General features: G+C 75.5%; 16 protein-coding genes. 10 read left to right on the top strand and 6 right to left on the bottom strand.

The genetic code is table 11. The features are described from left to right. Positions 1–4 precede the first annotated feature (4 nt). The 3 genes from IU369_RS04655 to IU369_RS04645 all read left to right on the top strand — a co-directional run bounded on the left by IU369_RS04655 (position 5) and on the right by IU369_RS04645 (position 1,757). Positions 5–361, top strand: a complete 357-nt coding sequence (locus IU369_RS04655) for a cupin domain-containing protein (protein ID WP_217923406.1) — start codon at positions 5–7, stop codon at positions 359–361. 110 nt (positions 362–471) lie between these two features. After that, a complete protein-coding gene (locus IU369_RS04650; RefSeq protein ID WP_217923405.1) occupies positions 472–1,326 on the top strand; it encodes a menaquinone biosynthesis family protein in 855 nt (284 codons plus the stop codon). 197 nt (positions 1,327–1,523) lie between these two features. Then, positions 1,524–1,757 (top strand): hypothetical protein, encoded by a 234-nt coding sequence (locus IU369_RS04645; RefSeq protein ID WP_217923404.1) that lies wholly within the window; start codon positions 1,524–1,526, stop codon positions 1,755–1,757. A gap of 11 nt (positions 1,758–1,768) precedes the next feature. On the opposite strand, the gene IU369_RS04640 is transcribed toward IU369_RS04645, so the two are convergent. After that, positions 1,769–2,236: a plastocyanin/azurin family copper-binding protein gene (locus IU369_RS04640; RefSeq protein ID WP_217923403.1), complete on the bottom strand. Its 468-nt coding sequence runs from the start codon at positions 2,234–2,236 to the stop codon at positions 1,769–1,771. A gap of 108 nt (positions 2,237–2,344) precedes the next feature. Continuing rightward, complete coding sequence (locus IU369_RS04635) at positions 2,345–3,010, bottom strand: metal-dependent transcriptional regulator (protein WP_217923402.1); 666 nt, start codon at positions 3,008–3,010, stop codon at positions 2,345–2,347. Positions 3,011–3,208: 198 nt separating this feature from the next. Between IU369_RS04635 and IU369_RS04630 the strand changes: the two genes are divergently transcribed. From IU369_RS04630 to IU369_RS04615, 4 genes are all read left to right on the top strand, one after another. Next, entirely contained in the window at positions 3,209–3,907 is a 699-nt protein-coding gene (locus IU369_RS04630; protein WP_217923401.1) for a Crp/Fnr family transcriptional regulator, read from the top strand. Positions 3,908–3,953: 46 nt separating this feature from the next. Next, on the top strand, positions 3,954–4,691 hold the full coding sequence (locus IU369_RS04625) for a DUF2817 domain-containing protein (protein ID WP_217923400.1): 738 nt from the start codon (positions 3,954–3,956) through the stop codon (positions 4,689–4,691). Beyond that, on the top strand, positions 4,688–5,344 hold the full coding sequence (locus IU369_RS04620; RefSeq protein ID WP_217923399.1) for a glutathione peroxidase: 657 nt from the start codon (positions 4,688–4,690) through the stop codon (positions 5,342–5,344). Before IU369_RS04625 ends, IU369_RS04620 begins: the two co-directional genes overlap by 4 nt. Positions 5,345–5,602: 258 nt before the next feature. Next, positions 5,603–6,697: an NAD(P)H-dependent flavin oxidoreductase gene (locus IU369_RS04615; protein ID WP_281426209.1), complete on the top strand. Its 1,095-nt coding sequence runs from the start codon at positions 5,603–5,605 to the stop codon at positions 6,695–6,697. 58 nt (positions 6,698–6,755) lie between these two features. Here IU369_RS04615 and IU369_RS04610 read toward each other — a convergent pair whose 3' ends face one another. The 4 genes from IU369_RS04610 to IU369_RS04595 form a co-directional block, all read right to left on the bottom strand. After that, positions 6,756–6,992 carry a hypothetical protein gene (locus tag IU369_RS04610; protein WP_217923397.1) on the bottom strand — a complete coding sequence of 79 codons (237 nt, stop codon included), beginning with the start codon at positions 6,990–6,992 and terminating at the stop codon, positions 6,756–6,758. After that, positions 6,992–7,651, bottom strand: coding sequence for a helix-turn-helix transcriptional regulator (locus IU369_RS04605; protein WP_217923396.1), 660 nt, complete (start codon positions 7,649–7,651; stop codon positions 6,992–6,994). Before IU369_RS04605 ends, IU369_RS04610 begins: the two co-directional genes overlap by 1 nt. 106 nt (positions 7,652–7,757) lie before the next feature. Next, on the bottom strand, positions 7,758–8,198 hold the full coding sequence (locus IU369_RS04600; protein ID WP_217923395.1) for a hypothetical protein: 441 nt from the start codon (positions 8,196–8,198) through the stop codon (positions 7,758–7,760). A 14-nt stretch (positions 8,199–8,212) separates the two neighbouring features. After that, a complete protein-coding gene (locus tag IU369_RS04595) occupies positions 8,213–8,716 on the bottom strand; it encodes a hypothetical protein (protein ID WP_217923394.1) in 504 nt (167 codons plus the stop codon). Between the two features lie 64 nt (positions 8,717–8,780). Between IU369_RS04595 and guaB the strand changes: the two genes are divergently transcribed. The 3 genes from guaB (at position 8,781) to zwf (ending at position 13,813) form a co-directional block, all read left to right on the top strand. Beyond that, the gene (gene guaB / locus IU369_RS04590) at positions 8,781–10,220 is read left to right on the top strand and encodes an IMP dehydrogenase (RefSeq protein WP_217923393.1); all 1,440 of its coding nucleotides are present in this window, start codon (positions 8,781–8,783) and stop codon (positions 10,218–10,220) included. A gap of 19 nt (positions 10,221–10,239) precedes the next feature. Next, positions 10,240–12,231, top strand: a complete 1,992-nt coding sequence (tkt, locus tag IU369_RS04585) for a transketolase (RefSeq protein WP_217923392.1) — start codon at positions 10,240–10,242, stop codon at positions 12,229–12,231. 88 nt (positions 12,232–12,319) lie between these two features. After that, positions 12,320–13,813, top strand: a complete 1,494-nt coding sequence (gene zwf, locus IU369_RS04580; protein ID WP_425516812.1) for a glucose-6-phosphate dehydrogenase — start codon at positions 12,320–12,322, stop codon at positions 13,811–13,813. Positions 13,814–13,850: the final 37 nt, after the last annotated feature.

Below are 13,850 nucleotides of genomic sequence, written 5' to 3'. Positions count from 1 at the left end.
CGCCATGGAGATCCGCGCACGCGACGAGGCCCGCCCCTTCGTGACGGACGACGGGAGCACGATCCGCTCCCTGCTCGACCTCTCGAACGCCCCCGTCGCCCACCAGAGCCTGGCGGAGGCGACCATCGAGGCCGGGGCCTCGACGGTGCGGCACCACCACCGGGTGAGCGAGGAGATCTACTACATCGTCGCGGGGGCCGGGCTGATGGAGATCGACGGCGAGGAGCGCCCCGTCGGCGTCGGCGACGCGATCCTGATCCCCCCGGGGGCCTGGCACACCATCACCGCGACGGGCGACGCGCCCCTGCGCCTGCTGTGCGCGTGCGCGCCCCCATGGGCGTCGGAGGACACCTACTTCTGACCCCGCCGGCGTGGCGGACGCGGGGACGTGCGTCACGGGGCGGCGGCGCGGGTGGACGGCCGGCGGCGGCGTAGGATGCATGGGTTCGCCCATCCGCCGGAGGAGCCTGCGTGCCCGACCGCCTGATCCGTCTGGGGCACAGCCCGGACCCCGATGACGCCTTCATGTTCCACGCCCTCGCCGACGAGCTGATCCCGACGGACGGCTTCCGGTTCGAGCACGTGCTGCGCGACATCGAGACGCTGAACGACTGGGCCCGCGAGGGGCGCCTCGAGGTCACGGCGGTGTCGGTCCACGCCTACGCGTACCTGTCGGAGCGGTACCGCCTCCTCCCCCACGGCGCGTCGATGGGCGAGCAGTACGGCCCGATGGTGGTCGTGCGGGAGGACGCCCGGATCGAGCCGGCCGAGCTGCCCCGCCTGCGCGTCGCGATCCCCGGGGTCCTGACCAGCGCCTTCCTCGAGCTGCAGCTCGCCGTCGGGCGCATCGCCGACCCGGTGATCGTGCCGTTCGACCGGATCCTCGACGTCGTCGAGGCGGGCGAGGTGGACGCGGGCCTCGTCATCCACGAGGGCCAGCTGACCTACCGGACCCAGGGCCTGCGCTCGATCATCGACCTCGGCGAGTGGTGGCACGAGCTGACCGGTGGCCTGCCGCTGCCGCTCGGCGCGAACGCCGTCCGCCGCGACCTGGACGAGGGCGACACCATGCCCCGCCTGTCGCGCATCCTGCGCGACTCCATCGCGTACGGGCTCGAGCACCGCCAGGCGGCGCTCGCCTACGCCGAGGGCTTCGGGCGCGGGCTCGACACCGGCCTCGCCGACCGCTTCGTCGGCATGTACGTCAACGAGCGGACCCTCGACTACGGCGAGGACGGCCGTGCGGCGGTCGCCGAGCTGCTGCGCCGCGGCCACGAGGCCGGGCTGATCGACCGCGCCCCCGTCGTCGACTTCGTCGAGGACTGACCGCCACGCCCCGCGACTGGCAGGCGGAGATCGACCGCTGGACCGAGCGCTTCCGGGGGGTCGACGACCCCCCGGAGCCGTTCGCGACGGCCCTCCGGGAGGGCTGGACCGACGAGGGCCGGGCCGCCCTCGCCGCCGAGGCGGCGGAGTGGGAGGAGCGCCACGTCTCGTGGCTCGCGCAGATCGGCGGCGCGGGGATGGACCTCGTGCGCCTCGACTGCAAGAACGGCTCGTGCGGCGTGTGCGCCAAGTACTGCGGCAAGGCCTTCACGCTGACCGGCGAGGCGGAGGGCCTCCCCGCGCCCCCGCCCCTCCCGATCTGCCCGGCGTGCCGTCACACGCTGAACCTGCTCACGCCGTTCTTCATGCAGAGCCTGGGCATGGACCTCGACGATCTCGTCGCCGAGGCCCAGCCCTTCGTCGACGGCTGATCCAGGCTGAGTTACTCGACCGTCAGCGTGCCCTTCATGCCGGCCTGCTCGTGGCCCGGCACCTCGCAGTAGTACTCGTACTCCCCCGGGGGCAGGTCCACGGTGAGCTCGGTGGTCTCGCCGCCCTGGATCGTCTCGGACGGCTCGGTGTCGACGCTGCCGCCGCGGACGGCGATGTTGTGCGGCACCGGTGACTCGTTCCTCAGCGTGATCGTGACGGGGCCGGCGGTCGTGCTGAGGGTGGTCTGGGTGAAGGCGAGCGCGCCGCTCGGGTCGGCGTCGACCTCGAGGGTGCTGCCGGCCGCGGGGGCCGGGGCGGTGGTCGCCGACGTCCCCGCCGCGGTCGTCGTCTGCTCGGTGGTGGTGTCCGGGGTCGCGGGTGCGTCGGACGAGTCGTCGTCCCCCCCGCAGGCGGACAGGCCGAGGCCGAGCGCGGCGATCGCCGCGGCGGTCATGATGAACCGGGTGATACGGGGCAACTGTGCTCCTCGTGTCGCGGCGTCGGCCGCGGGAGGGGCGACCGGTCACCACCCGGGAGTGTCCCACGCCCACCGGGGCCCGCACAGGGCCCCCGCGGTCCCGTGGACCTAGACCACGTGCACCGCGTTGGCCGCGGCCGGGGGGACCTCCACCACGCGGTCCCCGCCGACGCGCACCGAGATCGGGCCCCCGAACGGCGCGTGCTCCAGCACCTCCACCGCCGCGTCCGGCACCAGGTCCCGCTCGGCGAGGAACCGCAGGAGGGCGTCGTCGCGGTCGTCGACGCGGCCGACGACCGCCGTCGTGCCCTGCGGCAGCTCGGAGAGGCGGCGGGCCGGCGTGGTCGTCAGCTGACCCGCGCTCGTCGGGATGGGGTGACCGTGGGGGTCGCGCTCCGGGTGCCCGAGGACCTCGGCGATGCGGTCGGCGAGCGCGCCGGACACGTGGTGCTCCAGCACCTCGGCCTCGCGGTGCACCTCGTCCCACGGCATCCCGAGGCGGGTCGCGAGGTAGGTCTCGAGCAGCCGGTGGTGCCGGATCACCTCGAGCGCCGCCTGACGGCCCGTCTCGGTGAGCTCCACGCCCTGGCGCTTCACCTGGACCACGTAGCCGAGGCCGTCCAGCTTCTTGAGCATGTTGCTCGCGGAGGCCGTCGTCACGGCGAGCGCCTCCGCGACCTGGGTGGTGGTCACCGGACCGTCGCTCTCGGCCTGTTCGTCGAGCTGATAGATCGCCTTCAGGTAGTCCTGAACGGCGGGGCTGGGACGGTCCACCGGGTTGCGCTCCCTGGCCGGGACGGTCCCGGGATCGTATCCACACGTGCGGGCACGGGGGGTTGGAGATCCCCCAGACGGGCATCACACCTACATCTTGCATCCGTTCTTAGTGCTCCATAACAAACGAGTGCCACAGTCCCCGCAATGGCGACGGCCCTCTCAGAACTTCGCGAAAACGGCTTCAGGAGCTCGGGCGTGAGGGGCCCCGGACGCATCGGTTTGACCCGCATGGACCTGTTCGCCGGACTCCCCGAACGCGACCTCACCCTCCTCGACAGCCGTCTCCCCCTCGTGCGCTGGCCGCGTGGCGCGGCCATGCCGGAGCCCCTCGGGCGCTCCGACCACCTCTTCGTGGTGCGCGACGGCCGCCTCGCCATGTTCGAGAGCACCGCACCGGGTCACGAGATCATGATCTCGCTGCTCGACGCGGGCGCGATCTACTCGACGCTCGGCGACGCGCCGGCGGCGAGCGTCACCGCGCTCGAGGACTCGGCCGTGTCGCCCCTGTCGGGTCGCGCCGTGGAGGGCCTCATCGCCCGCTACCCGCGCCTCGGCCGGAACCTGGCGGAGCTCCTCTCCGACCGCGTCGCGATGCTCCGCGAGACCGTCGCCCTGGTCAGCGAGATGCGCGTGGAGGACCGCCTGCGGGCGCGCCTCTACCAGCTCGCCGAGCGCTTCGGCGTGGCGACGCGCGACGGCATCGAGCTGCGGCTCGAGCTGACCCACGCCCAGTGGGCGTCACTGGTCGGCGCCTCCCGCGAGGCCGTCACCACGGCCTTCAGCAAGCTGCGCGCCAGTGGCGCCGTCGAGATGGACGGCCGGTCGATCACCATCCCGTGGGAGGTCGTGCGGGCGCGCGAGGAGGCTCTCAGCCTCGCCGCCGCCGCCGACTGACCGGAGGCGCGCCGCGGCCGTCCTGACCGGGACGGCCGCCGCCCTCGTGCTGCTCGTCGCGACGCCCCCGGGCGGCGCCGCGCCCGCCCCGCCGGTCCACGACGCGGTGCTGGGGCGCTCCGCGGAGGGACGTCCCGTTCGCGTGTCGGTGATCGGCGACCGCTCCGCGCCGGTCCGCGTGCTGGTGGTCGGGTCGGTGCACGGGGATGAGGGCGCCGGCCGGGTGCTGGCGGCCGCGCTGCGGCGCCGCCCGCCGGCGCTGCGGGACGTGGCGCTCTGGGTCGTCCCCGACCTCAACCCCGACGGCGCCGCCGCCGGCACCCGGCAGAACGCCCGCGGAGTCGACCTGAACCGCAACTTCCCCGACGGGTGGCGGGCGCGGGGCCGCCCGTTCGACACGTACCACGCGGGGCCGCGTGCCCTGTCCGAGCCGGAGTCGCGCGTCGCGGCCCGCCTGATCCGGCGGCTGCGGCCGGACGTGACCGTCTGGTACCACCAGGCCCTCGCCCTCGTGGACACCGGCACCGCCCGCGACGGGGCCCTCCCCCGGACGTACGCGCGGGTGGCCGGCCTCCCCGCGCGACGGCTCGGGTACCTGCCGGGCGTCGCCACGCGCTGGCAGAACCGGGCGGGCGGCAGCGCGTTCGTAGTGGAGCTGCCGGGCGGCGCGCCGGCGCCCGCCGCGATCGCGCGGCACCGGCGCGCGCTGCTCGCGACCGCCCGCCTGGCGCGGGAGGATCCCCTGGTCCGGACCGCCCGCCCGCCCGTACCCTCGGGTGGATGACCGGTTCCCGCCCCCTCCCCCGGCTGCTCGCGGCCGTCGCGCTCACCGCCCTCGGCCTCGCCGCGGCGGGCTGCGCGGGCGACGACCCGCCCCCCGCCGCGTCGGGCGGGATCCCCGCGACGACCACGGCGACCACCCTGCCGGAGGGCTCCGCGCGCGGGGCGCCCGTCGTCCGCGGCCCGATCGAGCTCCTGACCGGCGGCACCCTCCCGGCCGCGCGCCTGCGCGGCCGCGTCGTGCTCGTCGTGAACACCGCGAGCAAGTGCGGGTTCACGCCGCAGTTCGAGGGGCTCGAGGCGCTCGACGAGGAGCGCGGCGACGAGGGGCTGACCGTGGTCGGGTTCCCGAGCGACGACTTCCGCCAGGAGCTGGACGACGCGGCCGAGATCGCGGCGTTCTGCGAGCTGAACTACGGGGTGGGATTCCCCATGGCGGCGCCCGGTCGCGTGACGGCGCCGCGGGCGCAGCCGGTGTTCGCGGCCATCGCCGCGCGCGGCGGGCCGGCCGGTGCGGAGCCCGACTGGAACTTCACGAAGTACCTGCTCGACCGGCGGGGGCGCCTCGTGGCGCGCTTCGCGTCGTCCGTCGAGCCGGACGACCCCGCGATCACCGGTGCGATCGACCGTCTTCTGGCCGAGCCCGGGGACCTCTGAGGCCCGGGGCGGTCAGCACCCGGACCTCGTGGGAGGCGTGGTGCGCTTAGCGGCGGATCCAGGTCGCGGCGACGGCCGCGTTGGCGGCGACGAGCGTGGCGACGGTGGCACCGGCGACGTAGACGGCGATAAGGTGACGGCGCATGTGGTGTAACCTCTCCGTGTAGAGGGGACGATCCGGTGTGAGGCCCGGCTTGCCCCCTCTATCGGTGTCCGGGTGCGATTCCTTACCGGCGGTGCAGGCCGTTCACGTGGGCAATGTCTCGACGCCTGTCTGACTCGCCGCTCTGCCGGACCCTCGGGATCCGCCACCCCGTGCTCCTCGCCGGGATGGCGGGCGGCCCGACGACGCCCGAGCTGGTGGCCGCGGTCTCGGAGGCCGGGGGCCTCGGCGCCTTCGGCATCACCGGCATGTCCATCGCCGCGGTCGACGCCGCCGTGCGCCGTGCGCGCGAGCTGACCGACGCGCCGATCGCGGTGAACGTCCTGGTCGCCCCGGCGACCGCCCCCGACCCCGACGGCGGCGACCCCCGGCCCGCGATCGCCGGGCTGCGGACCGGCATGGGGCTGCCGCCCGAGGCACCCACCCCGCCCGTCCCGGCGACCCCCCGCGAGCTCGTCGCCACCGCCCTCGCCGCCGGCGCGGCCGTCGTGAGCGTCGGCCTCGGCGACCCCGCGGAGGTGGCCGACCTCGCCGCCGCCGCCGGCGTCCCGCTCGTCGTCATGGCCTCGTCGGTGGCCGACGCCGAGCGGTCCGTCGCGTCCGGCGCCGACGTCATCGTCGCCCAGGGCTCCGAGGCCGGGGGGCACCGGTCGACGTTCGAGGTGCCCCGCGACGGCAGCGTGCCGCTCGTCGGCACGTTCGCGCTGGTCCCGCAGGTGGTCGCGGCGGTCGAGGTCCCGGTCGTGGCGGCCGGGGCCATCATGGACGGCCGCGGCCTCGCCGCCGCCCTCGCCCTCGGGGCGCAGGGCGTCCAGATGGGGACCCGCTTCCTGGTGGCGCTCGAGAGCGGCGCACCCGACGGCTACCGGCGGCGGGTCGCGAGCGCGCGGGACACCGACACCGTCATCACCCGGGCGATCTCGGGCCGGCCCGCGCGCGGCCTGCGCAACCGCCTGGTCGACACGCTCGAGGCGGAGGGCCCGCCCGCCCTCGGCTACCCGCGGCAGGCCGCCGCGAGCGCCGACCTGCGGAGCGCGGCGGCCCGCGCCGACGAGCCGGAGCTGATCGCCCTCTGGGCGGGCCAGGCCGCCGGCCTCGCCGGGGCGCCCCGTCCCGCGGGGGAGATCCTGCGCGAGACGGTCGCCGAGGCGATCGCCGTGATCCGGGGCCTGCCGGACGACGCCGGATAGTCCTGCCCGGAGCCGGAGGGGGCCTGCCTCCCGAAGGCCCCCTCCGGTCCGGGCTCCCTCACCCGCGCGGCAGCTCGGGTGTGGGCTGGTCCGCCGCCCCCTCCGCGGGGGCGGCGATCTTGGGGAGCGCGACCAGGACGAGGGCGACCCCGCCGAGGACGCACGCGGCGGCCGTGAAGAGCCAGGCGTACCGCCCGGCGTCGCCCGCCAGCGTCATGACCGTGACGCGCACCAGCAGCGCCCCGCCGGCGAGGAGCAGCGCGAGCCCCGCCGGCGGGGCGATGCGACGTCGCATCACGGGCGCGCCACGGGGTCGGGCTCCGGCGCGGGGTCGCCCAGCCGGGCGTCCCAGGCGTCGAGGTCGCGGCGGGAGTGGACCCCCGACTTGCGCAGGATCGACTGGGCGTGGGTGCGGACGGTGTGCCACGAGACGCCGAGGCGCTGGGCGATCTCCTTGTAGGTCAGCCGCTGCCGCATGAGGCGGAGCACCACGCGCTCCTGCTCGGTCAGCAGCATCTGGCGGGGCGCCGTGCGCCGCGCGAGGTCGGCGAGGGGGCGGAGGGCATCGACGTCGAACCGCCCGACGCCCCGCAACGCGTCATGCAGCGCGTCGAGCACGGCGTCGCGGGTCCAGGTGGGCAGGAGGCACCCGGCCGCGCCCGCGGCGAGCGCCTCGAGCTGCGCCTCCGGCGACGCGTCGTCGACCGCGAACAGCATCCGCGCCGCGGGGTGCCGCGTGCGGATCTCGTCGGCGAGCTCGGCGCCGGGGGCGTCGGCCAGCACGCGGTCCAGCACGACCGCGTCGACCGGCGCCGCGGCCATGGCGGCGAGGGCGGCGTCGACGGTGAAGGCGGTCTCGACCTCGATCGGGGGGACCGCCAGGAAGCCGGCGATCCCGGCCGCCCATGCCGGGCTGCGGCTTGCGATGAGCACCCGAACCGGGGCCTGGGTCACCGACACCATCCTTGGCGCAACCGTCGTCGATCGGACCGGCCGCCCCACGGGGGCGGCGCACCCCGATCATCGGCACCGCCCGCGGATCCCTACACCCGCCCCCGGGTCAGGAGGCGGCGGGGAGCTTCCGCAATTCGCCGATCGCGGTCGAGAACTCCGTCGACGCCACCTCGGCCGCCTCCGGGTCGCCGGCCTCCGCCGCGTTGACGACGAGGGTCATCGCGTCCACCACGTCCGCCAGCAGGGGGGCGGCGCGGCCGCGCTGCGCCTCGAGGCGCCGGTCCTGGAGGCGGGCCGCCGCGAGCCGCTCGGAGATGGCGACGGTCGTGTCGAAGGGCTCCTGCAGCTCCCGCGCGACGCGGCGCAGCGTCGCCGGGCGGGCCGTCGCGCCCACGTCCGAGAGGGCGTCGGAGAAGGCGTTCACGGCGGCCGCGGCGGCGGCCGTGTCGGCGAGGTACCGCTGGGGCGACACCTCGGTCCCGTCCGTCAGGGGGGCCGTGGAGGGGGCGAGCGACGCGCCGCCGCCACCGCACCCGGCGGCGGCCACGACGGCGAGGGCGCTCAGCGCGAGGGCGACGAGGCGGCGGATGGGAGCTGTCTCAACGCGTCCAGGAACGGTCCGGCGGCGGCACGCAGGTCGGCGCGGGCGCCGACGGAGGCGAGGCCGTCGGCGATCGCCAGGCCCGACCCTCGGGTGGGGGCGAGGGCCTCGGCGACGGAGGCCATGCGGGGGATCAGGCGCGCGTACGCCCCGGCGAGGCGGTCGCGCTGGCGGCGCAGCGCGGGATCCGGCAGGCGCAGGGCGCGGAAGGAGGCGAGGCGCGACCGGGCCGTCGCCACCATCTCCCGGAGCCGCTCGCGGGTGGGGGCGGGGGCGTCGGTGCCGCGCGCGCGCTCCGAGATCGACGAGGCGATCTGCGCCGGCGGGTCGAGGAGGCCCTGGACCGCGGCGATGTACTCCGTCGGCGTCACGTCGGCCTCGGGGGCCGGCGCCTGACCGCAGCCGGACAGGGCGAGCACGAGCGCGGTGCCCACGGCGAGCGCGAGGGGCGGGCGGGGCGCCATCGGGCGATGCTACCTCACCGCCGCGGACGGTCGGCGCACGTGGGGGGTGGGCTATCCTCCGCCGGTGAATCACGCCTCCATCCCCCTCGCGCTCTCCTACGACGACGTCCTGCTCGTGCCGCGGCGCAGCGGCCTCGCGTCGCGGTCCGACGTCGACGTGGCGAGCCGGCTGACGCGCAACCTGCGCCTCGCCGCGCCGATCGTCTCGGCCAACATGGACACCGTCACCGAGTCCGAGATGGCGATCGCGATGGCGCGCGTCGGCGGGCTCGGCATCGTCCACCGGTTCCTCACCGTCGAGCAGCAGGTCGCCGAGGTCGCGCGGGTCAAGCGCGCCGAGGCCCTCGTCATCCCCGACCCGCACACCATCGCGCCCGACGCGACGCTCGCCGACGCCGCCGACGCCTCGCAGCGCCTCGGCGTCACCAGCCTCGTCGTCGTCGGCCCCGGCGACCGCCTCGAGGGGCTGCTCACCCGGCGCGACGTCATGCTGCGCACCGACCGGGCCCAGCCGGTGCGCGAGCTGATGACCCCGCGCGCGGAGCTCGTGGTCGGCGGGCCCGACACCTCCGCCGAGGAGGCCGCGCGCCTCCTCCGCGACGGACGGGTCGAGAAGCTGCCCCTCGTCGACGACGACGACCGCCTCGTCGGGCTCATCACCCTCCGCGACCTCCTTCAGCGCGCCGAGCGGCCGGAGGCCACCAAGGACTCCCGCGGGCGCCTCGCGGTGGGCGCGGCGATCGGCGTGCGCGGCGACTACGTCGAGCGCGCCCAGGCGCTGCAGGACGCCGGCGCCGACGTGGTCGTGCTCGACATCGCCCACGGGCACGCCGAGCACGCCGTCCGCGCGATCGCCACCATCCGCGACGCGCTCGGCGGCTCCACGGACATCATCGCCGGCAACGTCGCCACGCCCGAGGGCGCCCGCGACCTCGCGGAGGCCGGCGCCGACGGCGTCAAGGTCGGCGTGGGGCCCGGCTCGGTGTGCACCACCCGCGTCGTCGCGGGCGTCGGCGTGCCGCAGCTCAGCGCCGTCATGGACTGCGCCGAGGCGTGCGCCCCGTTCGGGGTGCCGGTGATCGCCGACGGCGGCATCCGCTTCGGCGGCGACGTCGCCAAGGCCATCGCCGCCGGCGCCGAGACCGTCATGGTCGGCAACCTCCTCGCCGGGACCCCCGAGAGCCCCGGGGTCGTCGTCTCCCGCAACGGCGGACGCGTCAAGGTCTTCCGGGGCATGGCGTCCAGCGCCGCCGCGGACGCCCGCCGCGCCCTCGAGGCCGAGGACGACACCGAGTTCACGCCGGTCGTGGCCGAGGGCGTCGAGGCGGTCGTGCCCCTGCGCGACGCCGTCGCCGTGGTGCTGCACGGCCTCGTCGGGGGCCTCCGCTCGGGCATGAGCTACTCCGACGCCCGTACCATCACCGAGTTCCACCGCAACGCCCGGTTCGTGAGGATCACCCCCGGGGGACTGCGCGAGAGCCACCCGCACGACGTCAGTTACTGACCCCGGAAGGAGCAGTACCGTGTCAACGACGCTCGCAGCGCCGGAGCTGGCCATCACGACCGTGCGCACCCTGGCGATCGACGGGGTGCAGCAGGCGAACAGCGGCCACCCCGGCGCGCCGATGGGGCTCGCCCCGGTCGGGTGGACGTTGTTCTCCCGGCACCTGCGCCACAACCCCGCCGACCCCGAGTGGCCGGAGCGCGACCGCTTCGTGCTGTCGGCCGGCCACGCGTCGATGCTGCTCTACGCGCTCCTCAACCTCAGCGGCTACGACCTCCCGATCTCCCAGCTCGAGCGGTTCCGCCAGCTCGGCTCCGAGACCCCCGGGCACCCGGAGAAGGGCGACACGCCCGGCGTGGAGATCACCACCGGGCCGCTCGGGCAGGGCTTCGGCAACGCCGTCGGCTTCGCGCTGGCCGAGGCGATGCTCGCCGCCCGCTACAACCGCCCCGGCCACGAGATCGTCGACCACCGGACCTGGTTCATCTGCTCCGACGGCGACCTCATGGAGGGCATCTCGCACGAGGCCGCCTCGATCGCGGGCTTCCTCGGGCTCGAGAAGCTGATCGGGATCTGGGACGACAACCGGATCAGCCTCGACGGCCCCACCAGCCTCGCGTTCAACGAGGACGTGCCGGCGCGCTTCGCCGCCTACGGGTGGCGGGTGCTGCGCGTCGACGACGGCAACGACGTCGCGGCGATCGACGCGGCGCTGGCCGAGGCGTCGGTGCCCGACGGGCGGCCGACGCTGATCGCCTGCCGCACCCACATCGGCTACGGCTCCCCGAACAAGCAGGACACCTCCTCCGCCCACGGCTCGCCGCTCGGCCCCGAGGAGGTCGCCCTCACGAAGAAGGCCTACGGCTGGCCCGAGGACTCGCACTTCCTCGTCCCCGACGAGGTCGCCGCGTGGGCCGGTGAGCTCCGCGCCCGCGGCGCCGCCGCGCAGCAGGACTGGGAGACGCGCCTCGCGGCCTACGCCGAGGAGTTCCCCGCCGAGGCCGCGGAGTTCGCGCGGGTGGGCGAGGGCCGCCTCCCCGACGGGTGGGAGGACGCCGCCCCGACGTTCCCCGAGGGGACGTCGATCGCGACGCGCGCCTCCGCCGGCACGGCCATGAACGCCTTCGCCGCCGCGGTCCCCGAGCTGGTGCAGGGCGCCGCCGACCTCTCGTCCTCGACGAGCACGACGCTGAAGGACATGGGCGTCGTCGGCCCCGGCGACTTCGCCGGCCGCAACCTCTACTACGGCGTCCGCGAGCACGCGATGGGGGCGATCACCAACGGCATCGCCGCCCACGCCGGCCTGCGGCCGGTCTGCTCGACGTTCTTCACCTTCTCGGACTACATGAAGAACACGATCCGGCTCGCGGCCCTCATGCGGCTGCCGTCGATCTTCGTATTCACCCACGACTCCGTGGCGCTGGGGGAGGACGGCCCGACGCACCAGCCCGTCGAGCACCTCGCCGCGCTGCGGGCCGTGCCCGACCTCGTCGTGCTGCGCCCCGCCGACGCGAGCGAGGCCGCGGCCTCCTGGCGGGTCGCGATCGGGCGGACCGACGCCCCGACGGCGCTCGTGCTGAGCCGCCAGGGCCTGCCGACGATGCCGGGGACGCCCCCCGTCGAGCGCGGCGCCTACGTCGTGGCGCCCGGCGACGACGTGGCGATCATCGCGACCGGCTCCGAGGTGCACACCGCCCTCGAGGCCCGCACCGCCCTCGCGGCGGAGGGCGTCGCCGCCCGGGTCGTCTCGATGCCCTCCTTCGAGCTGTTCCGCGAGCAGGACGCAGCCTACCGCGCCGAGGTGCTGCCGCCCGGGCTCACCGCGCGGGTCGCCGTCGAGGCCGCGAGCCCGTTCGGGTGGGCGGAGTGGACCGGCCTGACCGGCGCGATCGTCGCGATCGACCGGTTCGGGCTGTCGGCGCCGGGGGACGTCGCGCTCCGCGAGCTCGGCATCACCGCCGAGGCGGTCGCCGACGCCGCCCGCGCCCAGGTGGCGGCGGCGCGCGACTGACCATCACCCTCGACATGACGGTGAGACTGAGACCGTGCTGACGTCCGCGCGCGACCCGGCGCCCGCGGTCCGAGACGACCCCCGCCTCATGCGCACGCCGCCGCCCGCGGTCATCGTGATCTTCGGCGCCACGGGCGATCTCACCCAGCGCAAGCTGATGCCGGGCCTCTACTCCCTCGCCGCCCAGCAGCTGCTGCCACCCGAGACCGCGGTCATCGGCGTCGCCCGATCCGACCTCCCCGACGAGGAGTTCCGCGCCCGGATGCGGGCCGGGGTCGAGGCCCACGGAGCGATCCCCGTCGACGACGGCGTCTGGGAGGGCTTCGCCCGCCGCCTGCGCTACCTGTCGGCCCCGTTCGACCAGCCCGAGGGCTTCGCGCGGCTCCGGGAGATGATCGCGGAGAAGGACGCCCGCCACGGCACCCGCGGCAACCGCCTCTTCTACCTCGCCACCGCGCCGGAGTTCTTCCCCGTCATCGCCGAGAACCTCGGGCGCGCCGGCCTTGCGGACGAGGGCGACGGCACCGAGCGCTTCGCCCGGCTCGTGGTCGAGAAGCCCTTCGGCGAGGACCTCGCCTCCGCGCGGGAGCTGAACGCCCGCCTCAACGTCGTGTTCCGCGAACGGCAGGTCTACCGGATCGACCACTACCTGGGGAAGGAGACGGTCCAGAACCTGCTCGTGCTCCGTTTTGGCAACGCGATCTTCGAGCCGATCTGGAACCGGCGCTACATCGACCACGTCGAGATCACCGTCTCCGAGGACCTCGGCGTCGGCACCCGCGGCGGCTACTACGACCAGAGCGGCGCCCTCCGCGACATCGTCCAGAACCACATGCTCCAGGTTCTCTCGATCGTCGCGATGGAGCCGCCCGCCCGGTTCGAGAGCCGCGACGTGCGCGACGAGAAGGTCAAGGTGCTCCGCGCGATCCCCTGCTTCGACGCGGCGAGCGCCGCCCGCGACGCGGTGCGCGGCCAGTACGGGCCGGGGTGGATCGGCGGCGAGCGGGTGCCGGGGTACCGCCAGGAGCCCGGGGTGGACCCCGCGTCGAACACCGACACGTTCGTCGCGATGCGCCTGATGGTCGAGAACTGGCGCTGGTCGGGCACCCCGTTCTACCTGCGCACCGGCAAGCGCCTGCCGCGGCGGGCGACGGAGGTCTCGATCCACTTCAAGGCCGCCCCGCACCTGCCGTTCGCGACGACGGCGGTCGAGAGCGTCGCCCCGAACCTGCTCACCCTGCGCATCCAGCCCGACGAGGGCGCGTCGCTGCGCTTCCTCGCGAAGGTCCCCGGCCCGCAGATCGACCTGCGGCCCGTGAGCATGGACTTCGCCTACGGCAACGCCTTCCTGCGGACCTCCCCCGAGGCCTACGAGCGGCTGCTGCTCGACGCGCTGCTCGGCGACTCCACCCTCTTCGCCCGGTGGGACGAGGTCGAGCGGGCCTGGGAGATCATGGACGGGCTGATCCACCACTGGTCGGCGACGCCGGGCCCGTTCCCGAACTACGATGCGGGGTCGTGGGGCCCCGAGGCGGCGGACGCCCTGATGGCGCGGGACGGAAAGGTGTGGCGGCGACTGTGAGCTCACCGGGCGTACGCGAGGACTGGGACGGGACGGG

This window comes from Miltoncostaea oceani, from assembly GCF_018141545.1.
GTDB lineage: Bacteria > Actinomycetota > Thermoleophilia > Miltoncostaeales > Miltoncostaeaceae > Miltoncostaea > Miltoncostaea oceani.
Note: the sequence above shows the minus strand (reverse complement) of the source record. Positions and strands in the feature narration are given on the sequence as shown.